Raw genomic sequence first — 21,110 nt, forward strand, 5'->3', positions numbered from 1 at the left:
CGCCTCGCCTTCGTTTCAACCCCGCCCTACCCACCCACGCGCTGCGCCAGCACGTTCACGACCGGGAACGACAGTTCCAGCACCGTTTCGCCGGGCAGGCTGCGCACGCTGACGCTGCCGCCGTGCAGGCGCATGATGGTGTCGACGATCGCCAGCCCCAGGCCGGCGGAGGACGAGGAATTGCTGCGCGCGGGATCGCCGCGGTAGAAGCGGCCGAACACGTGCGGCAGCGCTTCGGGCGGGATGCCGGCGCCGCCGTTGCCGACGCGGATGGTGGTGGCGGCGCTGCCAGCCGCCACGCGGATGTCGACGGCGCTGCCGGCCGGCGCGTGGCGCAGCGCGTTGTCGACCAGGTTGGTCACGGCGCGGCGCAGCAGGGTCTGGTCGGCGCGCACCGTGCCCTGCCCGCTCAGCCGCAGCTTGATGTCGCGGTCGGCGGCCACGGCCTCGAAGTATTCGGCGACCTTGTCGAGCTCGGCGCGCGCGTCGAGCTCGCGCACGTTCATGGCGACCTGGGCATGGTCGGCGCGCGCCAGGAACAGCATGTTCTCGATCATGCGGGCCAGGCGTTCGTATTCCTCGAGGTTGGATTCGAGCAGGCTCTCGTATTCCTGCACCGTGCGGTTCTGCCCGAGCGTGACCTGGGTCTGGCCGATGAGGTTGCTGATGGGCGTGCGGAAATCGTGCGCGAGGTCGGCGGAGAAGTCGGACAGGCGCTGGAAGCCATCCTCCAGGCGGGCCAGCATGTCGTTGAGCGCGTCCACCAGCACGCGCAGCTCGGACGGCGCCTGGCCGGCGTCGAGCCGGGTGGCGAGCCGGCTCACGGTCACGGCCGAGGCGTCCTCGGCCATGCGCCGCAGCGGGCGCAGGCCGCGCCGCGCCAGCACGCAGCCGAGGCCGGCAGCGGCCGCGGCGCCGCACAGCGTGGCCCACAGCATCTGCGACTGGTAGGCCTTCATCAGGGCGGCGCGGTAGCCGGCGTCGCGCAGCACCACGATCTCGACGGTGCGCTCGCTGTCGCCCAGCTGGCCGAGCGCGGCGATGCCGCGCGAGGCCACGCCGTTGCGGGGATACCAGGTATGCAGCCGCGACTTGTCCGGCGTGGTGGCCGCGGGCAGCACCGGCAGCGCCGGCACCGGCTCGTGGCGCGGGTTGAGCGTGACCAGCGGCTCGCCCAGGCTGTCGCGCACCAGCAGGATCAGGCCTTCGTGCCCGAGCGCGAGGTCGGCGAAACGATGGGTGTCGGCGCGGATCTCGGCCTCCGACCTGACCTCGCGCAGCAGGTGGCGCACCAGCAGCACCTCGCTGACCAGTTCGCCCTCGTCGCGGTCCTGCAGCTGGGTGGCCAGCGCGCCGGCCAGGTAGGTGCTGACCGCCACCAGGATCGCCACGGTGGCCGCGCCGTAGGCCAGCGCCATGCGCGCTGTCAGCGAGGCCGGCAGGCGCATCACGGCGCGCGCCAGGCCGCCGTCCTGCGCTGGCGCCCCGCTCATCGGGCGTCCTCTTCGTCGAGCACGTAGCCCATGCCGCGGCGGGTATGGATCAGCTTGGCCGGAAACGGGTCGTCGACCTTCGCGCGCAGGCGGCGGATGGAGACGTCGACCACGTTGGTGTTGCTGTCGAAGTTCATGTCCCAGACCTGCGAGGCGATCAGCGAGCGCGACAGCACCTCGCCGCGGCGGCGCGCCAGCAGTTGCAGCAGCGCGAATTCCTTGGAGGTCAGCTCGAGCTTCTGCCCGCCGCGCGTCACGCGGCGCTTGACGGTGTCGATCTGCAGGTCCGCCACCTCCATCAGTTCGCTCTCGCGCAGCGGCCCGCGCCGCAGGATGGTGCGGATGCGCATGACCAGCTCGGCGAAGGCGAAGGGCTTGACCATGTAGTCGTCGGCGCCGAGCCCGAGGCCTTTCAGGCGGTCGGACAGCTCGTCGCGCGCGGTCAGGAACAGCACCGGCGTGTCGCGCTCGCGGCGCAGTTCCTGCAGCACGGTCCAGCCGTCCATGCCGGGCAGCATGACGTCGAGCACGATCAGGTCGTATTCCTGTCCGCGCGCGTGGGCGAGGCCGTCCACGCCGTCGCGCGCCAGATCCGCCACGAAACCGGATTCACTCAGGCCCTTGCGCAGGTAGTCCCCCGCCTTGGGCTCGTCTTCCACGATCAGTATGCGCATTTCCGTTCACTCCGGGCCGGCGTGCGGCCGTTTGCCGCCATCGGCCCGGCCCCGCCAAGCCGACAAGCTATACGAGGAAGCGCGGCCGCGGCCGAACATGTCAACATTGTCATGTTCGCGTCACGCTCAGGCGGCTTTCAATGCGGGTACAATACCGCATCCATTTTTGCCCGGTTTCGATGAAACGCGCCCTCCGCTGCTTCCTGTTGTGCCTTGCCATGATCGCGCTGCCCGCACAGAGCATCGCGGCGGCGGTCATGATGGTATGCAGCACCGCGCAGTCGATCCGGGCGCCGCACCACCACGCCATGCCGGCGGCGGCGATGGCCGCGATCTCGGTCGATTCGCCGGCCATCGAGTCGATGATGCTGCGCCACGCCGCCATGAAGTCAGCGGCGGAAGCGGCGCTCGCCGGCGGGCATTGCCATGACGACGCGGCGGCGCACGAGATGCCCGCCGCTGCCGACGACGACGACATGGCCGCCGCCGGGCCGCTCGCGCTGCATCCCGCCGACCCGCACGCCGGCCACCACCACGCCGGTCACGGCGCCGGCGGCACGTGCAGCGCCTGCGCGGCCTGCGCCGCCGGCGCGGTGATCCCCACCATCCTCCCTGAACTCGCGCTGGCCAGCCACGGCCATGCCGCGCCGCAGGCGGCGCTCGCCGCCTTCGCGGGTTTCCTCCCCGCCCCCTCCGACCGTCCGCCCGCCGCACGCTGCTGACACCCGAGGTGCGTCCATCGCACGCTCGCCGAAGTCCGTTCCAGGGTTGATCTTCCGGGTCGGCCCTTCCCGCGCCGACCGCGGCGCACCCCACGAACACTGAGGTTGTCATGCAATACGTCCGCATCCTGGCGGCGGCCTGCCTGTTGCTCGGGCCGGCCCTGGCGTCGGCGCAGTCCGGCGGCGCGCCCGCCGCAACGCCTGCCGGTCCGTCCGCCGGTCAATCCGCCAACAAGCCGGTCGATCCGTCCGCCAGTCCCGCCGCCACGCCCGGCGATCCGCTCGATCCCGGCGCCGCGGTGCCGCCGCTGCCATCGCCTGACGTGCTGGCCGGCTACCTGCCGTTCCAGGCGCAGCCGGTCGCGCCGTGGCGCCAGACCAATGCGCAGGTCACGCCCGGCGCGGCCGGGAACGCGGCGCCCGACACCGGCGCCATGCCGATGCCAGCCGCGCCGGGCAATGCCGGCGCGGCTGCCCCGGCGCCCGGCGGGCACACCCACCATCACTGAGGAAGCCGCATGTCTTTTCCATTTCCCGGGCGCCCGGCGGCATCCAGGGCGGGGCTGGCCGCGGCCGCCTGCGCGCTGCTGCTGGCCGGCTGCGCCAGCTTCACCGATGACGGCGGCTTCGGCACCGCCGCCGAGGCCGCGCGCCAGCGGCTCGGCCAGGACGCGCTCTGGGTGCGCTCCGACCAGGACCGCGCCGAGGCCTACCGCCGCACCCAGGCGCTGCTGGCCGAGCCGCTCGATGCCGACAGCGCGGTGCAGATCGCGCTGCTCAACAACGCCGGCCTGCAGGCCGCCTTCGCCGAGCTCGGCATCTCGGAAGCCGAATACGTGCAGGCCACGCGCCTGCCCAACCCCGGCTTTTCCTTCAGCCGCACGCGCCAGGGCGACGACCTCAAGATCGACCGCGCCATCGCCGTGGGCCTGGTCAACCTGCTGACGCTGCCGCTGGTGGCGCGCATCGAGCAGGATCGCTTCGCGCAGGCCCGGCTGGCGGTGGCCGATACGCTGCTGCGGCAGGCGTTCGCCACCCGCCGCGCCTTCGTCAACGCGGTCGCGGCGGAACAGGCGGCGCGCTACGCCGAGCAGGTCAGGCACGCCGCCGAGACCGGCGCGCTGTTCGCGCGCGACCTCGCGCGCGCCGGCAACGTCAGCGCGCTGGACCACGCGCGCGAGCAGGCCTTCTATGCCGATGCCGCCGCGCAGCTGGCGCGCGCGCGCCAGCAGGCGCTGGCCGCGCGCGAGCAGCTCACGCGCCGCCTCGGCCTGTGGGGCACCGGCGCGCAATACCGCCTGCCCGAACGCCTGCCGGACCTGCCCAAGGCCCGTCCCGCGCTCACCGACCTGGAGGGTTATGCCATCGGCAACCGGCTCGACCTGCAGGCCGGCCGCGTGCAACTGGAAAGCCTGGCGCGCTCGCTCGGCCTCACGCGCGCCACGCGCTTCGTCAGCGTGATCGACGTGGCCTACCTGCGCAACTCGGAGACGGCCAAGCCCACCGAGAGCGGCTACGGCATCAATATCGAGATCCCGCTGTTCGACTGGGGCGGCGCGCGCGTGGCGCGGGCCGAGGCGGTCTACATGCAGGCCGCCGCGCGCCTGGCGGAAAGCGCGGTCGACGCGCGCTCGGAAGTGCGCGAGAACTATGCCGGCTACCAGGCGCGCTACGACATCGCGCGGCACTACCGCGACGAGGTGGTGCCGCTGCGCAAGCGCATCACCGACGAAGACCTGCTGCGCTACAACGGCATGCTGGTCAGCGTGTTCGAACTGCTGGCCGACGCGCGCGAGCAGGTCAACGCGGTCAACGGCTATCTCGACGCGCTGCGCGAATACTGGCTGGCCGAGACCGACCTGCAGGCCACGCTGGGAGGACGCCTGCCCGGCGCCGATGCGCCCCCGCCCTCCCCGCCGCCCGCCGGGTCCGCCCCGGCCGCCGCCCAGCCCAAAGGAAACTGAACATGGTCACCCGAAGACAATTCCTGCATGGCTCCGGCGCCGCCATGCTCGGCGCGGCGCTGGTGTCGCGCGCCGGCGCCGCCGCGCTGCCCGAAGCCGCGCTGCAATCGAGCCCCGCCACGCAGGCGCCACTCCAGCCCGCCTCCGGCCGGCCCTACAACCCCGTGGTCACGCTCAACGGCTGGAGCCTGCCGTGGCGCATGCGGCAAGGCTGGAAGGAATTCCACCTGGTGGCCGAGCCGGTCGAGCGCGAGTTCGCGCCCGGCATGAAGGCGCACCTGTGGGGCTACAACGGCCAGAGCCCGGGCCCCACCATCGAATGCGTGGAAGGCGACAAGGTCCGCATCTTCGTCACCAACAAGCTGCCCGAGCACACCACCGTGCACTGGCACGGCGTCATCCTGCCGGCCGGCATGGACGGCGTGGGCGGCCTGTCGCAACCGCATATCCCGCCGGGCAAGACCTTCGTCTATGAGTTCGAGATGAAGCACGCCGGCACCTTCATGTACCACCCGCATTCCGACGAGATGGTGCAGATGGCGATGGGCATGATGGGTTTCATCGTGGTGCACCCGAAAGACCCGGCGCAGATGCAGGTCGACCGCGACTTCGTCTTCCTGATCGCCGCCTACGACATCGATCCGGGCTCCTACACGCCGCGCGTGGCCGAGATGACCAACTTCAACATGTGGACCTGGAACAGCCGCGTGTTCCCCGGCATCGACAGCCTGCCCGCGCGGCTCGGCGACCGCGTGCGCATCCGCTTCGGCAACCTGACCATGACCAACCACCCGATCCACCTGCACGGCCACCGCTTCGAGGTGGCCGGCACCGACGGCGGCTGGGTGCCGCCGTCGGCGCGCTGGCCCGAAGTCACCGCCGACGTGGCCGTGGGCCAGATGCGCGCCATCGAGTTCGTGGCCGACAACCCGGGCGACTGGGCCTTCCACTGCCACAAGTCGCACCACACCATGAACGCGATGGGCCACCAGGTTCCCACCATGATCGGCGTCCGGCAAGAAGAGCTCACCAAACGCATGAGCGCGCTGGTGCCGGACTACATGTCGATGGGCGAGGCCGGCATGGCGGACATGGGCAGCATGGAGATGCCGCTGCCCGACAACACCCTGCCGATGATGAGCGGGCAAGGCCCGTTCGGGCCGATCGAGATGGGCGGCATGTTCAGCGTGCTCAAGGTGCGCGCCGGCCTGGGCCGCAACGACTACCGCGACCCGGGCTGGTACCGCCATCCCAAGGGCACGGTTGCCTTCGAATACACCGAGTCCGCCGGCAAGCCGGCGCGACGCCCCTGACCAGGAGACCCGACATGAACCGACCGAAATCCCGCGCGGCCCGCGCACTGCTGGCGCTGGCCGGCGCGCTCGCGCTGTCTTCCACGCTGTCTTCCGCGCTGGCCGCCGGCAACCATGCCGGCCACCATGACGATGCCGGCACCGCCGGCCAGCCCGGCGACGCCGCCCGGGTCACGCGCACCATCGCCATCGACATGGGCGACGACATGCGTTTCTCGCCGCCGCACGTCGAGGTCCGCGCCGGCGAAACGATCCGTTTCGTGGTGCGCAATGCCGGCCGGCTGCGCCATGAGATGGTGATCGCCGACGAGGCCGACCTCAAGGCCCATTACGCCGCCATGCTGAAGATGCCGGAGATGGAGCACGCCGATCCCGGCGCCGTCACGCTCGACGCCGGCCAGAGCGGCGAGCTGGTCTGGCGCTTCCCGCGGGGCGGCCGCGTGCCGTTCGCGTGCCTGCAGCCCGGCCACTACGACGCCGGCATGCGCGGCGAAGTGCGCGTGCGCTGAATCGGGCCGCGCCTGCTGAATATCAACACACAAGGAAAACACGACATGAAGACCAGTCGATACCTGATCGCCCTGCTGGCGCTGCTCGGCGCCGCCGCCGCGCTGCCCGCCGTCGCAGCCGGCAACACCGGCGCTGACGCCACCGCCGCCGCGCAGGCGCAAACCCCGCTGACCGAAGGCGAAATCCGCAAGGTGGATGCCGCGGCGGGCAAGCTGACCATCAGGCATGGCCCCATCGTCAACCTCGACATGTCGGCCATGACCATGATCTTCCGCGTGCGGGACCCCGCCATGATCGGGCGGGTCAAGGAAGGCGACCGCGTGAGATTCACCGTGGAGCGCGTCGACGGCGCGCTGACGGTCACGGCGCTGGAGGTGGCGCCGGCGCAATAGGCGCGCCTTGCCGCGCGCGAACCGGCGGCTGTCCGGCGATTGTCCGCCGATTATCTGGCGGCGCGTGGCTGCCGGCGGCTATTCGACCCGGAAGAACTCCACCGACTGGCCGGCGTTTACCGCGCGCTGCAGCCATTCCGGGCGCTCGCCGGTGCCGTCCCAGCTCTGCCCGAGGGCGTTGCGGTAGAGGGGCTTGGCCGGCTTCGGGGCTGCCGGGAGCGTGGCCGCTTCCGCCGCGCCGGCCGCCGGCGCACTCGGCGCATCGGGCTCGTCGCCCTCGTCCGGCTGCGCTTCGGCAAAACAGCCGGCTTCAACCAAATCGTCGAACGTGAGGCCGTGGCGATCCATCTGCTCACGGACCCACGCCGCCGCGGCTATTCTGGCTTCATCAGACTCTGACATGGACTTTCGTAATTGACCTTGCCGGCAAGGATGGGCCGGCAAAGCGAAGGAAGGGGGGTAATCCGGCGGGTCGTGCCGCCTGTCGCCCGAGATTTTACAGGGTCTTGCGCCAATGCTGGCAGAGACAATTCCTACGGATTATTTCACGACAGGTTCCGCGCCCGCATGGCCGGGCCAAGGCGCGCCGGCGCTTGCACCACAATGGCGCCAGTTGCCCTTGATCCCCCTCATGCCGGCAGGGAATTTCCGCCAGAGGCATCAGGCCGGCAAAATCCCGGCGGCGCCTCAGGGCACCCACCAGTAGCGCGTGATGTGGAAGAACACCGGCGCGGCGAACACCACCGAGTCGAGCCGGTCGAGCATGCCGCCGTGGCCCTGGATCATGTGGCCCCAGTCCTTGATGCCGCGGTCGCGCTTGATGGCCGACATCACCAGCCCGCCGAGAAAGCCCATCAGCGCGATCACCAGCGCGATCAGGCCAGCCTTCCACGGCGAGCCGTAGGGCGTGATCCACCACAGCGAGGCGCCCAGCGCGGTGGCGCTGGCCACGCCGCCGACAAACCCTTCCACGGTCTTGGACGGCGACAGCAGCGGCGCGATCTTGCGCCGGCCGCACAGCTTGCCCCACACGTACTGGAGCACGTCGCTGCCCTGCACCACGATCACCAGGAAGGCGATCAGCAGCAGGTTGCGGTCCTCGAAGCCGGGAATCGGCAGCGTCAGCAGCGCGGGCACGTGTGAGACGCAGAACACGCACACCATCACCGCCCACTGCACGCCCGCGCAGCGCTCCAGGAAGCGCGTGGTTTCCTCGGAGAGCGCCGACAGGATCGGCAGGATCAGGAAGGCGTAGACCGGGATCAGGATCGAGAACAGCCCGTACCAGCCGATGTAGACCAGCACGTATTGCAGCGGCAGGAACACGAAGAACGCCGCCACGATGGCGCGGTGGTCGCCGCGCCGCGTGGTGGTGATGGTGACGAACTCGCGCAGCGCGAAGAACGACAGCAGGTAGAACAGCACGATGATGGCGGTGCGCCCCAGCACGAAGGCCACGCCCAACACGCCGATCATCCACCACCACGCCGACACGCGCGCGCCGAGGTTGTCGATCACCGCGTGCGGGCGGCCGCCGGCGACGCGCCAGCGCAGCAGCGCCGTCACCGCGGAGGCCAGCACCAGCACGCCGAACACCGCCGCGAACAGCAGCCAGGTCTCGCGCAGCACAGCCGGATACGAATGCATCATGGTCCTTACTCCAGCGCCGGCGCCAGCGCCAGCAGGCCCGCGCGGCAACGCGCCAGGAAATCGTCCTTGGCTTCTTCCGCGCCGAGGGTCAGCGGCTTGCCGAACGTCACCGTGCACAGCAGCGGCACCGGCACCACCTCGCCCTTGGGCATCACGCGGTTGAGGTTGTCGATCCAAACCGGCACGAACTCCACGTTGCCGCACACGCGCGCCAGGTGATAGATGCCGCTCTTGAACGGCAGCAGCCGCGCGTCGGTGGTGTTGCGCGTGCCCTCGGGAAACAGGATCAGCGAATCGCCCCGCAGCACCGCCGCCTTCATCAGCGCCACCGGGTCGGTGGCGCCGCCCTCGTGGCCGCCGCCGCTGCGGTCGATCAGCAGGGCGTTGAACACGTCCCGCCCGATGAAGCGGCGCACGGCCGACCGGTTCCAGTAGTCCGCGCCAGCCACCGGCCGCGTCAGCCGGCGCAGGTCCGGCGGCAGGCAGCCCCAGATCAGCACGAAGTCGCCGTGGCTGCTGTGGTTGGCAAAATAGACGCGCTGCACGGCCGCCGGCAGGCAGCCGTTCCAGCGGGCCTGCATGCCCGTGAGCAGGCGCGCGAACAGGATGATGGCGCGCGCCACCAGCTTGGAAAACCACATGGCTCGTTATCTCAGCAGAAGCAACAGCAGGGCCGCCAGCAATTGCAGCGCGGCCAGCGCCGCGGCCCACGGAAGGAAGCGCAGCGCGCCGCGGGCGCGCTGCGCGAGACTGCGGCCGGGCTCGCCCGGCGCGGCGCGCCGCAGCCAGCCCAGTTGCCGCAGCGCATGGTCCAGCGCCGCCAGCGGCGCGCCGGGCGCGGGGTCCGCCGCCAGCGCCGCGAACAAAGGCCGGTCGATGGTGACGCGCACCAGCAGCCACAGTTGCAGCGCGCCGGCCAGCGCGGCGACGATGCCCAGCGCCAGGTAGACCGTGCCCGCCGGCGACAACGTGCCGGCCAGCAGCACGTTGATCAGCGCCAGCACCAGCCCGGCCCAGGTCAGCCGGGCCGCGGCGTCGAGGCCACCCACCGCGGCCAGCGCGACCCAGCGCGCGGCCTCGGCGTCGCGCCGGCTGTCGTCGTCCTCGTTATCCAATGCGTCCGGCATCGCTTGCCTCTCCCGAAAACTGCGCGGCCTGCCTGCGGCCGATGAATGCCGCCAGCGCCGCCACGCTGTCCGCTCCCAGCACCACCTGCGGGCGGCGCTCGCGCAGCAGCGCCAGCGGCTCGCCCGTGGCGCGCGCGGCCAGCCACGCGGCGGCCACCAGCGCGCTGCGCGAATAACCGAGCGCGCAGCAGACCAGCACCTTGCGGCCCTGGCCGTGCCATGCCTCCAGTATGGCCACCGCTTCGTCCAGTTGCGCGGGCGGCGGCACGGTCAGGTCCAGCACCGGCACGCAGCGGTAGGCCACGGCGGCGGGCGCCAGCCGCGGCAGCTCCGCGGTCAGGTCGAGCACGGCGTCGGCGCCGAGCCGGCGCAGTTCCGCCGCATTGGGGAAGCGGCCCACCCACACGCCCGGCGCGATCTCGCTGGCCTGCGGCCGGCGGCGCGTCCACCAGCGCGAATTGGCGAAGGCGCCGAGCTGGTACGGCGCCAGCACCCAGCGCGCGGCCATCGGCATGCTGCCGTCCGCCTGCTTCTGGAACAGCGCCGGCAGACCCTGCCGGTAGATCGCCGCGACGCAGCCGAGCGCCAGCGCCAGCCAGCCCAGCAGCAGCGCCGCCGGCACCGAGCCCGGCAGCGCCAGCCAGGCCAGCGCGGCGGCCGCCAGCGCGCCGGCGGCGTAGCGCAGCGCAAGCCGGCGCGTGCGCGCCGCAGGTTCGGCCGCGGCGTGGCGCGCGCCGAATGGAAACAGGAAGACGCACAGCCAGCCCACCAGCCAGCCGGTCGGCACGTCGATGGCGTGATGCTGGTAGGTGGTCAGCACCGAGACGCCGATCAGCGCGAACCAGCCATGCAGCAGCCAGCGCCAGGCGCCGCGCGCGTGCATGGCATAGGCCACCCACAGGATCACCAGCAGGCTGATGTGCAGCGACGGCGCCTGGTTGAACGGCTTGTCGAAGCCGCCCAGCAGCGTGAACAGCTGCCCCGGCAGGCCGTCGGCGGCCGGGCGCTCGAAGGCGAAGCGCAGCGGGAACGCGATGAAGCACGCCACCGAGATCAATTGCGCCGCCAGCAGCCGCTTCGCGTGCGTGAGGAGCGCCGCGCGCGTGCGCCACAGGAAGAAGGACAGCCCGTAGAGCAGGTCGATGGACCAGTACGGCACGATGCTCCACGGCACGAACGGAATATGGCGCTCCCACGCGAAATGGAAGTACGGCACCGCCGCGCGCTGGCTCGCCAGCCAGTTGGCCAGCCCGTAGGACGAGAAGAACAGCGCGCCCATGCCGGCGAGCAGTACCAGCGCCAGCGCCCAGGGACGGCCCTCGGCGGCATCGGTCGATGCCGCACGCGCCCTCCGCGCGCGGCCGCCTTCGGCTGCCTGCCGCATCACGCGACCCGGCGCGCCAGGCTGACCGTGAAGATGCCCCACGGATCGATGCGCTGCGCGATCTTCTCGAAGCCGGCCTGGCGCACCAGTTCGTCCATCTCCGCCTGCGGGCGCCGCCGCATGACCCAGGCCGAGCCCGCGCGGTGGCTGGTCAGCGCGCGCGCGATGAACTCCAGTTGCGGATGCCACGGCTGCCCGGTATAGACCAGGTAGCCGCCCGGCGCCACCGCGCGCGCCAGCCCGCCCAGCGAGCGCGCCACCAGCGCGTTGTCGCCGAACAGCTCGTACAGGCCGGAGACGATGGCCAGCGTGGGCGCGGGGTCCAGCGCGGCGAGGCCGTCGCCGTCGAAGGCGTCGCCCTTCTCGAAGCGGGCGATGTCCGCCAGCCCCTTGGCGCGGATCAGCGCGCGGCCCTGCGCGACGTTGATGTCACTGTAGTCGCGCAGCAGGATGCTCTGCACGTGCTGCGCGGCCGAGCCGTTGAACGTCCGGGCGGCGAGCGCCTCCAGCACGTAGCGGCCGTGGCCCGCGGCGATGTCGACGATGCGCACCGGCACGCCCGCGCCATGCAGCGCGCCGATGGCCTGGCCGAGCAGTTCCTCGACATGCACCTTGCGCTGGCGGATGCCGCGCCAGCCGATGGCGTCCAGGTAGCCGCGGTCGACCAGCGCGCCGATGCCGAAGCGGCCCCGCGCCTGGTTGCAGTACACATAGTCCAGCGTGGAGCCGGAATCGAAGCCGGTCTGGTGGCCGAGCCGCACGCCCTCGGACAGCAGGCCGCCGAACTTCAGGCCGGCCCGCGTCAGCGCCCAGTACAGACCGGCGGGGCTGGCCACCGCCAGCGGCCGGGCCAGGCGCTCGGACTCCTCCTTGAACGCGCCGCGGCGGTCCGCGTCGAGCAGCGAGACCGGCGCCGTCGGCGAGGCGAACTCGCGCGCGATGAAGCGCCGCGCCGCCGCCACCGCCACCGCCTGCGCGCGGTCGCGCTCGCCGAGGGTGTCGTGGTAGAAGCCGTCCAGCACGATGCGTTCCTTCACGGCCGAGCCGAGCCGCTCGAAGAAGGCGTCCTGCGGCGCGCGGTGCACCACCCAGTCGGCGCCCGAGATCAGCAGCTGCGTGGGCACCGTGATGGCGGCGGCATCGGCCACGATGCGCTCGGCGGTCTCGTACAGGTCCAGCAGCACGTTGACGGCGATCGGGCGCGTGATCAGCGGATCCTGCTCGAAGCTGGCGATGCGCGCGGGATCGTGCGTGAGGAATTTCGCCTTGACGTAGCTGTTGACGAAGAACTTGCCGCGCAGCTTGTGCAGCAGCTTCAAACCCGGGCGCGCCAGCGGCACGTAGAGCTTGACCTTGAACGCCGGCGAGGCCAGCACCAGCGCGCGGATCGGCGGCGCGTAGTCATGCACCCAGGTGGCCGCGAGCACCGCGCCCACGCTCTGCGCCACCACCGCGATGCGGCTGGCCGGAATGCCGTGCACGGCGGCGATGTGGTCGACGAAGGTCTGGATGTCGCGCACCGAGGTGGCCAGTCCCGGGCTGTAGCCGCGCTCGCCGGGCGAGCGGCCGTGGCCGCGCGCATCCCACGCGAAGAAGGCGTGGCCGGGCAGGTCGAGCTCGTCGACCAGATGGGCGATGCGGCCCGAATGCTCGTGCCCGCGGTGGAACAGCACCACGGCGCCCTGCGCCGCGCCGCCGCTGGCCGGCCAGTGGCGATAGAACAGCGACTGGCCATCATGCGTCTCGAACTGCGCCTCGACGGCGGTGCGCCCGGTTTGACTATCCAGACTGTCCACGTAGCTTTACTCCACGGGTTGCGAAGACGGTTCCGCGGGCGGCGGCGTGGCGGCGCGGCGGGCCTGCCCGGCCTCCTCCACGCCGTGGCGCACCCGGTTGACGATGGTCGCGACGGACAGCAGCGAAAGCAGCCCCCACAGCCAGTGGGCCGCCGGCGCCACGCCCAGGCCCAGCCCGATCCACAGGCCGAGCGCGCCGAGCACCAGCGCGCGGTCGCTCTTGCCGAGCGGGCCGTCGTAGCGGCGGCTGGCGCCGGCCAGCGGCCCGATCAGCCCCGCGCATTCGACCACCACCGCCAGCAGCGCGAAGCCGACCACCTCGCCGGCGCCGAAGGGTGCCACGGCAGCGAACGGCAGGATCAGCGCCAGATCGGAAACGATGTCGCCGAGTTCGTTGAGATAGGCGCCGAGCACGCTTTGCTGGCCATGCTCGCGCGCCAGCATGCCGTCGATGGCATTGAGGCCCATGCGCAGGAACAGCCACAGCGGCATCAGCAGGAACACCGCCGGCAGCCACGCCAGCGCCGCCGTCAGCGCGCCCACCACCAGCGAGCCGCCGGCGGCCGCGAGCGTGACCTGGTTGGCGGTCACGCCGCGCGCGGCAAGGCGCTTCACCAGCGGCCGCAGCAGCGCCTGGAATTTAGGTTTGATCTGATAAAGCGTCATGTTCGGGGCCTTTCCGGCGTCCGCCGGGGCCTTATGGTTCTTGGTCTGTCCGTCACGATCACCAGCATGGTTTGGCTACCGCCATGCCAGCGCCCTGCCTCCCGGGGCGCCTTGCGGGGGTGCGCAAAGCCCGACAATCGGCCAAGCATAGCCGGATTGTGCGTTTCCGCCAATCATTAAGAACTTACGAGATTTTTGGCACATTTTCGACACAGTTGCGCGGAGGCCCGGCCGCCTTGCCGCCCCCTTGAGCGAAGATGCCGGCCAGTACGCGAATCCGGAATGCCGGAAGACGGGCGTTGCGCGAAGCTGCGGGAAAAACGCGATGCGTATCGCGGGCGGCCATTGATGCATGACAGCATTGTCATGCCGGAGTCATGTTGTCGTGGGCGCGCCGTTCCTAGACTCGCTTCCGTGGTCGATCGATGGCGATCGGCAAATCCCAAGGAGAACAACGATGCGTACTCTCAAGCTCAGGCAAGCCCTTCTGCTCACCGCCACTGCCGCCACGCTGGCCGGCGCCGCCGGCCTCGCCAGCGCCGCGCCGCGCAGCGTGGACCCTTACCTCGACGGCGCCGCCACCGCGCAGCGCGCCGACATGGTCTCGCAGAGCGCCAACCCGCACGGCCCGCGCGACCCGTACACCGACGGCGGCGGCAACATCAGCCCGCGCGACGTCTACGTCGACGCTTCCCGCAACGGCCCGCGCGATCCGTTCACCGACGGCGCCTGAAGCCGGCGCCCACGCGGGGCGAGCGGCCCGGCTCAGCGGATCGCGCCGTAGAGGCCGCGCGCCTCGGCGGCCGAGGCCAGCGGGCGGCCCAGCGCCCGCGCCCCTTCCGCGGCCTGCCGGACCAGCGCCGCGTTGCCCGACGCGATGCTGCCGTCGCGCAATTTCAGGTTGTTCTCGAAACCCACGCGCACATGCCCGCCGAACGCCGCCGCGGTAGTCACGCAGGCATGCTCCTCCTGCCCGAAGGCGCAGATCGCCCACGGCAGCGAGCCATCGAACACCTGCAGGAACGGCAGCAGGTCGCGCGGCGACGAGACCTGGCCGGCCGCGTACCGGCCCAGCACGAACAGCACCGACCACGCGCCCGGCGGCACCAGCCCCCGGGCGCGCAGCGCTTGCCAGCGCGCCACGTCGGCGGCGTCGTACAGGATGATCTGCGTCATCACGCGCTCGCGCGCGAGCCACGCCAGGAAGGCGGCCAGCTCGGCCTCGGGGATGTCCGGCACGGCGATCTCGCGCAGGCCGATGGACACCGCCTCGGGCCGCAGTTCGCGCACCATCGCGATCTGCTCGGCGGCGCGGTAGACGCCGGCGGCCTCGCTCGTCACCTGCACCAGCAACCGGTCTCCCACCGCCTGCTTCACCGCGGCGAGCGCCTCGCGGTAAAGCTGCGCGTCGAGCGAGTGGCGGCCATCGGGCTGGCGCACGTGCATGTGCATCATGGCGGCGCCCGCATCCAGGCAGGCGCGCGCCTCGGCCGCCAGGGCCGCGGCGGTCAGCGGCACGGCCGGGTGGTCGGCGGCGGTCTTGTAGGCGCCGTTGGGCGCGACGGTGATGATCAGCGGCGAATCCGCCAGCAGGGCTTGTCCGGTCATGTGGCTTCGGTAGGGATGGTGGGGGGAGCGTGGGGAACGTGGCTGCGGCTCAGGGTTCGATCTTCGGCAGCTCGGGCGCGATCAGGTCCAGCCCCGCGCGCAGCAGCCGGTCATAGCGCTGCCGCTCGGCCGCGACCGACTGCGGCGTCCACGGGTAGAAACCTTCGCCGGCCTTCATGCCGTGGCGGCCGTCCGCGGCGCGCTCGCTCAGGCAGCGCGCCGGCTCGGCGGCGTTGCAGAACGTGGGGTACATGGTGGCGCCCGCGGCGGCGTGCACGTCGATGCCGGCATGGTCGCGCTGCAGGACCGGGCCCGCGGCCAGGAAGCGGAAGCCGAAACCGAAGCGCACCGCCGCGTCCACGTCCTCGGGCGAGGCAATGCCGCGGTCGATCAGGTCGAAGGCCTCGCGCGACAGCGCGTGCTGGAGCCGGTTGGCCAGGAAGCCGGGCAGGTCCTTCCTGACCTTGACCGGCACCATGCCGCAGCGGCGCATGAAGGCGATCAGCGCGTCGGCGCCGGCTTCGTCGCTGTCGTCGCCCATCACCACTTCCACCAGCGGCACCAGGTGCGCCGGCATGAAGAAATGCAGGCCGAACATGCGCTCGCGCGTGGCCAGTCCCGCGCCGATGGCGCTGATCGGAAAGCTGGAGCTGTTGCTGGCCAGCACGGCGTCCGGGCGCGCCCGCCGCACGAGGTCGGCGAACAGCGCGCGCTTGAGGTCGAGGCGCTCGGGAATGCACTCGATCACCAGGTCCACCGCGCGCCAGTCGATGGCCTCGGGCGACGCCGCCACGGCCAGCCCGGCCATGCCTGCCTCGGCATGCGGCCCGATCGCGGCCAGGTTGGCGCCGACCCGGGCCGACACCGCAGCGGCGCGCCCGGCGTCGGGCTCCACCACGGTGACGCGGCAATGCGCGCGCGCCAGCACCACGGCCACGTCGGCACCCATCGTGCCGCCGCCGGCCACCACGGCGTGGGCCTTGCCGGGCGCGGCGAGCGGGGAAGTTGCGGGGGTGTCCGGCATGGGAGGGAATCCTTGTCTGTCGTGGCTGGCGTTTTGTGGCTGGCGGTATCCGCCGGCGTTGTCCGCCGGCGTTCCGAATCGGACCGCCAGTGTAGACAAGGCGCTTTGATTGATGAATCAGTATTTACGGATAAACTGATCTACAAACGAGATCAATCGCATGAAAATCAACCTGTCGATGCGCGACATCGAGACCACGCTGGTGCTCGGCCGCACCCTCAACTTCCGCCAGGCCGCCGCCCAGTTGTACCTGTCGCAGTCGGCGCTGTCCACGCAGATCCTGCGCATCGAGGAAGCGCTCGGCGTGCGCCTGTTCGACCGCACCACCCGCACGGTGCGGCTCACCGCCGCCGGCGAGGTCTTCCAGCAGCAGGCCGCCGTGCTGCAGGCGGCTTTCCGCGATGCCATCGACGCGGTCGGCGGCATCGCCAGCGCCGAGCGCGGCCAGGTTGCCGTGGCGGCCCTGCCCTCGCTCGCGGCGCGCCTGCTGCCGCGCGTGCTGATGGCCTTCCGGCGCGGCCACCCGGCGGTGGCGCTCAAGGTCTGCGACACGCTGTCCGGCCCCGCCTTCGACCTGGTGCGCGCGGGCGAGGTGGACTTCGCGCTGACCGCCGCCGACCCGCAGCAGGCCGACCTGCACTACGAGCCGATGATGTCGGACCGCTTCGTGCTGCTGATCCCGGCCGGCCACGCGCTGGCGCAAGGCGCCGGGCCGCTGCGCTGGGCCGACACGCTCGACGCCGAGCATGTCTCGATGACCCATCCCAGCAGCGTGCGCCAGTACGCCGAGTGGGCCTTCCTGCAGAACCGCATCCGCTTCCAGCCCGGCTTCGAGGCCGAGCACCTGGCCACCATCGCGGCGATGGTCGAGTGCGGCTTCGGCGTGGCCGCGCTGCCGGAGATCGCGGCGGGCACGGTGCGCCAGCCCGGCATCGTCGAGCGGCTGCTGACCGAGCCCGTCACCGAGCGCTCGATCGGCCTGGTGACGCCGCGCAACCGCAGCCTGTCGCCGGCCGCGGCCGCGCTGGTGGCCGTGCTGCGCGAGCACCTGGCGCAGGCCGGCGGCGGCGTACGCGAGGCGAACTGACGCGCGCCGGGGCCGCGCGGCGCTTGAATGTGCGCGGCAATTCGCGGTATGGTCTGAACCGGCAGCCGCCCGAGGAACCCGCAGTGACATCTCCAGCCACAATCCCCGCCGTACCCCTTGTCTGTGCCGCCGGCGCGGCCATGTCCGTCGCCATGCCCGCCGCCATGCCTGCCTCCATTGCCGCCGCCATCTCCACCGCCATTCTCGCCGCCCTTCCCGCCGCGGTACGGAGGCGCGCTTGAACATCGTCGTCGACGTGCTGATCCTGGCCGGCGCGCTGCTGGCCATCGTGGCCGTGGTGCAGGTCGCCGCGGCCAGGCTGACGCTGCCGGAGTCCACGCTGCTCTCGGCCATCGGCATCGCCATCGGCGCGGGCTACGTGGCCATCGACGCCGCCGCCCCGCAGTTCGCCCAGCATTTCCTCCATCCGCTGATCGACCCGGCGCTGCCGCCCGAGGCCTACCTGTGGATCTTCCTGCCGCCGCTGCTGTTCCACGCCGCGCTGACGGCCGACGTGCGCAACATGCTGCCGGACGCCGCGCCCGTGCTGCTGCTGGCCATCGTCGCGGTGATCGTGGCCACCGGCGTGATCGGGCTGGTCACTTCGCTGGCCAGCGGCACCAGCCTGGTGGTGTGCCTGCTGCTCGGCGCGGTGGTCGCCACCACCGACCCGGCCGCGGTGATCGCCATCTTCCGCGACGTGGGCGCGCCGGCCCGGCTGATCCGGCTGGTCGAGGGCGAGAGCCTGCTCAACGACGCGGCCGCCATCGCCATCGCCGGCGTGCTGGTGGCCATGCTGACCGGCCACGGCACCGAGGCCACGCTCGCCGCCGGCCTGCGCCAGCTCGGCTGGTCCTTCGCCGGCGGCGTACTGTGCGGCGCCGTGGCCGGGCGGCTGGTGGCCGACCTGCTGCCGCGCCTGGCCGGGCTGGCGATGGCCGAGGGCGCGCTCACGCTGGCGCTGCCCTACCCGCTCTACCTGCTGGCCGAGCAGATGCTGGGCGTGTCCGGCGTGGTGGCGGTGGTGTGCGCCGGCCTGATGGTCAGCGCGCTCGGGCCGACCCGCCTGAGCCCGCGCAACTGGGGCCACCTGCGCATGATCTGGGAGCAGTTCGCCGGCATCGCCGGGGCCATCGTCTTCCTGCTGGCGGCGGTGCGGGTGCCGTCGCTGCTGGCCGGCGTGACGCCGCACCACGGCCTGATGCTGGCCGTGCTGGTGCTGGCGGCGCTGGCCGCGCGCCTGCTGACGCTGTTCGGCCTGCTGCCGCTGCTGTCCTGGCTCAATCTCAGCACGCCCATCAACGGCGCCTACAAGCTGGCCATCGCCTGGGGCGGGCTGCGCGGCGCCGTCACGCTGGTGCTGGCGCTGGACATCGCCGAGAACGCGTCGCTGCCCTACGCATCGCGCCATTTCATCGCCATCCTGGCCACCGGCTTCGTGCTGGTCAGCCTGCTGCTCAACGGCACCACGCTGCGCTGGCTGATCCACCAGCTCGGCCTCGACCGGCTCTCGCCGCAGGACCTGGCGCTGCAGCGCCAGGCCATCCAGCTCTCCACCGAGGAGGTGGAGACCACGCTCAACCACATCGCCGAGACCTTCGTGCTGCCGCCCGCGGCGGCGCGCGAGGTGGCGCTGCACTACCGGCGCGAGATCGAGCTCGGCTCGGTGGAGTTCGACTTCGACACCGCGCTGTCCGAGCGCGACCGCCTCAGCATCGGCCTGGTCACGCTGGCCACGCGCGAGCGCGAGCTGATCCCCGAATACGGCGACGGCGTGATCTCGGTCGCCAACCTCGACGCGATGGTACGCAACACCACGCGCATGATCGACGCCGCGCGCGAGCAGGGCCGCCTCGGCTACAACCGCGCCGCCCGCCATATCCTCGACTACCAGCTGGGCTACCGCATCGCGCTGTTCCTGCACCGCCGCCTGTCGGTCGACCGCCCGCTGGCGCGCGCGCTGGCCGACCGCTTCGAGCTGCTGGTGTGCCGCCAGACCGTGCTCGAGCGCCTGCGCCAGTACAACCGCTCGCTGCTCACGCCGGTGTTCGGCGTGCGCCTGGCGACGGTGCTGGACGGCGTGCTGGCCGAACGGAACAAGGCGGTGCTGGCCGGCCTGGACGAGATGCGCACGCAGTTCGGCGGCTACACGCTGGCGCTGGAAAAACGCCTGCTGATGCTGTTCGCGCTGCGCAAGGGCGAACGCTCGCTGGAAGCCATGCGCGAGGAGAACGTGATTTCCAAGGAGGCCTACAACCAGATCGCGCAGGTCATCCGGCGCGCCTGGCAGGCCAACCTGGCGCGCCCGCCGCTGCGCAGCGCGTGGGACGCCGCGCCCGCGGCGGCGCCGGCGGGCACCAGCGCCCCGCAGACGCCGTCGCCGCAGCCCCAGCCGCAGCCCGTGCCGGAAACGCGCGAGCCTTACTAGCGCTGGCGCCGGCAACCTCCGCGGCATCGCCAGCCGGCCCGCCGGCGCCACCCCGTGTGACGGCCGCTGCGCGCGCGCCGGCGCGTTTCACGTCTTGACTCCGGGTCGAATCCGCCTATGCTGACTAGCAGCGATGCTGCGGCGCAGCAGGCCACCATGCCGCCCCGGGAATCCTTCCGGGCGCCGCTTGTCGCATTCCCGGAGACATTCATGGCGCAACCCTCTCGCTCCGCTGCCGTCGAGGCGGAACTGTCGTACCGCGGCCCGCTGCTGGGCCTCTCGGACATGTGGGCGCAGGCGGCGGAGAAGATCGGCGCGCTGAACGCGCAGACGGCGGCGGCGCTGTTCGCCGAAGGCGCGGAGTACGCGGCCGAAACCGCGGCGCGGCCATTCTCGTTCGGCATGTTCCGGCCGGAGATGACCGACGTGATCGGGCAGCGCATTGCCGCCTATGTCACCAGCCTCAACGAGATCCTCCATGCGGCCCACCAGCAATGGGCGCAAGGCGTGCAGCAGCAGTTCGCCTTCATGACCGGCGGCGACCCGTTCCAGTTCTGCGTGATGGGCCGCGACTTCCTGCCCGAAGGCACCTCGCTGCCGGCCGTGGGCGAGGCGATGACGCAATGGGTCACCGCCTGCCTGCCCGGCGCCGCGCCGCTGCTGCCGGCCCCTGCCGGCGACGGCGCGGCGCCGGCCTGAGCGGCGCTGCCGAGAGGACAATGCCGGTGTCGCTGCGCGGCGCGGCAGATGCCACCTGACTTGTACCTCCGGCGGCCGCGCGAAGCATGCTTCCTTCCCGATGGCGCTCAATGGCAGGCGGTCCCCGGCACCGGCTTGCCCGAGTTGGTCGCGCCCTGGCAGGCGCCGCCCACGGCGGTGTCGGCGGGCAGGCTGCCGTATGGGCGGAGCTTGCCGGCCACGGTGCAGCAGAACAGCGGATCGTCGGCGGCCGGCGGCGCGCTCCGGCTAGCGCGGGCCGAGGCGGGGGTCGCGGTGGCGGGTGGCACCTGGGCGGATCGGGACGCTGGCGGGCGGGCCTGGTCCCCGTCCGTATCGTCGTCGGGCGCGACGCACTGTCCCTGCTGACAGATCCGCTCGCCCTTGCACTGCATGTCATATTGACAACCCGCCGCGCCCGCGCGCAGCGGCAACGCCATCGCCACCGAGGTGGCCAACAGCAAGCCCAGCGTTCTCATACACCCTCCTGCACAACCGCCAGCGCGCAATGCCCGCGCCAGGCATCGGCATGCCGCCGCCGCGTCGGTGCGGGCG

Annotated in this window: 22 protein-coding genes; 10 read left to right on the top strand and 12 right to left on the bottom strand. The window is 71.8% G+C overall.

Features of this window, described 5'->3' with window-relative positions:
- Window positions 1–26: 26 nt before the first annotated feature.
- Together KF708C_RS10970 and KF708C_RS10975 are read right to left on the bottom strand one after the other, a co-directional pair.
- The gene (locus KF708C_RS10970) at window positions 27–1,493 is read right to left on the bottom strand and encodes a heavy metal sensor histidine kinase (protein ID WP_231586438.1); all 1,467 of its coding nucleotides are present in this window, start codon (window positions 1,491–1,493) and stop codon (window positions 27–29) included.
- Window positions 1,490–2,167 (bottom strand): heavy metal response regulator transcription factor, encoded by a 678-nt coding sequence (locus tag KF708C_RS10975; RefSeq protein WP_020204864.1) that lies wholly within the window; start codon window positions 2,165–2,167, stop codon window positions 1,490–1,492. Before KF708C_RS10975 ends, KF708C_RS10970 begins: the two co-directional genes overlap by 4 nt.
- A gap of 179 nt (window positions 2,168–2,346) precedes the next feature.
- Here KF708C_RS10975 and KF708C_RS10980 point away from each other — a divergent pair, with 179 nt between their 5' ends.
- From KF708C_RS10980 to KF708C_RS11005, 6 genes are all read left to right on the top strand, one after another.
- A complete protein-coding gene (locus tag KF708C_RS10980) occupies window positions 2,347–2,889 on the top strand; it encodes a hypothetical protein (protein WP_231586439.1) in 543 nt (180 codons plus the stop codon).
- A gap of 110 nt (window positions 2,890–2,999) precedes the next feature.
- Window positions 3,000–3,398, top strand: coding sequence for a hypothetical protein (locus tag KF708C_RS10985; protein WP_020204862.1), 399 nt, complete (start codon window positions 3,000–3,002; stop codon window positions 3,396–3,398).
- A 9-nt stretch (window positions 3,399–3,407) separates the two neighbouring features.
- The gene (locus KF708C_RS10990) at window positions 3,408–4,853 is read left to right on the top strand and encodes a TolC family protein (protein WP_059411786.1); all 1,446 of its coding nucleotides are present in this window, start codon (window positions 3,408–3,410) and stop codon (window positions 4,851–4,853) included.
- A gap of 2 nt (window positions 4,854–4,855) precedes the next feature.
- Window positions 4,856–6,166 (top strand): copper oxidase, encoded by a 1,311-nt coding sequence (locus tag KF708C_RS10995; protein ID WP_059411787.1) that lies wholly within the window; start codon window positions 4,856–4,858, stop codon window positions 6,164–6,166.
- Between the two features lie 14 nt (window positions 6,167–6,180).
- Window positions 6,181–6,675: a cupredoxin domain-containing protein gene (locus KF708C_RS11000; protein ID WP_059411788.1), complete on the top strand. Its 495-nt coding sequence runs from the start codon at window positions 6,181–6,183 to the stop codon at window positions 6,673–6,675.
- Window positions 6,676–6,720: 45 nt separating this feature from the next.
- A complete protein-coding gene (locus tag KF708C_RS11005; protein WP_059411789.1) occupies window positions 6,721–7,068 on the top strand; it encodes a copper-binding protein in 348 nt (115 codons plus the stop codon).
- A 78-nt stretch (window positions 7,069–7,146) separates the two neighbouring features.
- Here the strand turns inward: KF708C_RS11005 and KF708C_RS11010 are convergent, their stop codons facing one another.
- From KF708C_RS11010 to KF708C_RS11040, 7 genes are all read right to left on the bottom strand, one after another.
- Entirely contained in the window at window positions 7,147–7,470 is a 324-nt protein-coding gene (locus KF708C_RS11010) for an H-NS family nucleoid-associated regulatory protein (protein ID WP_029044000.1), read from the bottom strand.
- A 285-nt stretch (window positions 7,471–7,755) separates the two neighbouring features.
- Window positions 7,756–8,718 (bottom strand): phosphatidate cytidylyltransferase, encoded by a 963-nt coding sequence (locus KF708C_RS11015; protein ID WP_020204855.1) that lies wholly within the window; start codon window positions 8,716–8,718, stop codon window positions 7,756–7,758.
- A gap of 5 nt (window positions 8,719–8,723) precedes the next feature.
- Complete coding sequence (locus KF708C_RS11020) at window positions 8,724–9,359, bottom strand: lysophospholipid acyltransferase family protein (RefSeq protein ID WP_020204854.1); 636 nt, start codon at window positions 9,357–9,359, stop codon at window positions 8,724–8,726.
- 6 nt (window positions 9,360–9,365) lie between these two features.
- Window positions 9,366–9,845 carry a hypothetical protein gene (locus tag KF708C_RS11025; RefSeq protein ID WP_231586440.1) on the bottom strand — a complete coding sequence of 160 codons (480 nt, stop codon included), beginning with the start codon at window positions 9,843–9,845 and terminating at the stop codon, window positions 9,366–9,368.
- Complete coding sequence (locus KF708C_RS11030; RefSeq protein ID WP_059411791.1) at window positions 9,826–11,229, bottom strand: phosphatase PAP2/dual specificity phosphatase family protein; 1,404 nt, start codon at window positions 11,227–11,229, stop codon at window positions 9,826–9,828. The genes KF708C_RS11025 and KF708C_RS11030 overlap by 20 nt, the downstream gene beginning before the upstream one ends.
- Window positions 11,229–13,025: a bifunctional alpha/beta hydrolase/class I SAM-dependent methyltransferase gene (locus KF708C_RS11035; protein WP_231586442.1), complete on the bottom strand. Its 1,797-nt coding sequence runs from the start codon at window positions 13,023–13,025 to the stop codon at window positions 11,229–11,231. The genes KF708C_RS11030 and KF708C_RS11035 overlap by 1 nt, the downstream gene beginning before the upstream one ends.
- A gap of 6 nt (window positions 13,026–13,031) precedes the next feature.
- Window positions 13,032–13,691, bottom strand: a complete 660-nt coding sequence (locus KF708C_RS11040; protein WP_059411792.1) for a CDP-alcohol phosphatidyltransferase family protein — start codon at window positions 13,689–13,691, stop codon at window positions 13,032–13,034.
- 457 nt (window positions 13,692–14,148) lie between these two features.
- Here KF708C_RS11040 and KF708C_RS11045 point away from each other — a divergent pair, with 457 nt between their 5' ends.
- A complete protein-coding gene (locus KF708C_RS11045; protein WP_059411793.1) occupies window positions 14,149–14,424 on the top strand; it encodes a hypothetical protein in 276 nt (91 codons plus the stop codon).
- 32 nt (window positions 14,425–14,456) lie between these two features.
- On the opposite strand, the gene KF708C_RS11050 is transcribed toward KF708C_RS11045, so the two are convergent.
- Window positions 14,457–15,299 carry a 3-keto-5-aminohexanoate cleavage protein gene (locus tag KF708C_RS11050; RefSeq protein WP_059411794.1) on the bottom strand — a complete coding sequence of 281 codons (843 nt, stop codon included), beginning with the start codon at window positions 15,297–15,299 and terminating at the stop codon, window positions 14,457–14,459.
- A 49-nt stretch (window positions 15,300–15,348) separates the two neighbouring features.
- Window positions 15,349–16,323, bottom strand: a complete 975-nt coding sequence (locus KF708C_RS11055) for a 3-hydroxyacyl-CoA dehydrogenase family protein (protein ID WP_059411795.1) — start codon at window positions 16,321–16,323, stop codon at window positions 15,349–15,351.
- Window positions 16,324–16,483: 160 nt separating this feature from the next.
- Between KF708C_RS11055 and KF708C_RS11060 the strand changes: the two genes are divergently transcribed.
- The 3 genes from KF708C_RS11060 to KF708C_RS11070 all read left to right on the top strand — a co-directional run bounded on the left by KF708C_RS11060 (window position 16,484) and on the right by KF708C_RS11070 (window position 20,537).
- The gene (locus KF708C_RS11060; RefSeq protein ID WP_020204846.1) at window positions 16,484–17,410 is read left to right on the top strand and encodes a LysR family transcriptional regulator; all 927 of its coding nucleotides are present in this window, start codon (window positions 16,484–16,486) and stop codon (window positions 17,408–17,410) included.
- Window positions 17,411–17,648: 238 nt separating this feature from the next.
- A complete protein-coding gene (locus KF708C_RS11065; protein ID WP_059411796.1) occupies window positions 17,649–19,838 on the top strand; it encodes a cation:proton antiporter in 2,190 nt (729 codons plus the stop codon).
- Between the two features lie 210 nt (window positions 19,839–20,048).
- Window positions 20,049–20,537 carry a hypothetical protein gene (locus KF708C_RS11070; protein ID WP_020204844.1) on the top strand — a complete coding sequence of 163 codons (489 nt, stop codon included), beginning with the start codon at window positions 20,049–20,051 and terminating at the stop codon, window positions 20,535–20,537.
- Window positions 20,538–20,644: 107 nt separating this feature from the next.
- Here KF708C_RS11070 and KF708C_RS11075 read toward each other — a convergent pair whose 3' ends face one another.
- Window positions 20,645–21,034 carry a hypothetical protein gene (locus KF708C_RS11075; protein ID WP_020204843.1) on the bottom strand — a complete coding sequence of 130 codons (390 nt, stop codon included), beginning with the start codon at window positions 21,032–21,034 and terminating at the stop codon, window positions 20,645–20,647.
- Window positions 21,035–21,110: the final 76 nt, after the last annotated feature.

The sequence above is a fragment of the Cupriavidus basilensis genome, assembly GCF_000876015.1.
Classification (GTDB): Bacteria; Pseudomonadota; Gammaproteobacteria; order Burkholderiales; family Burkholderiaceae; genus Cupriavidus; species Cupriavidus basilensis_B.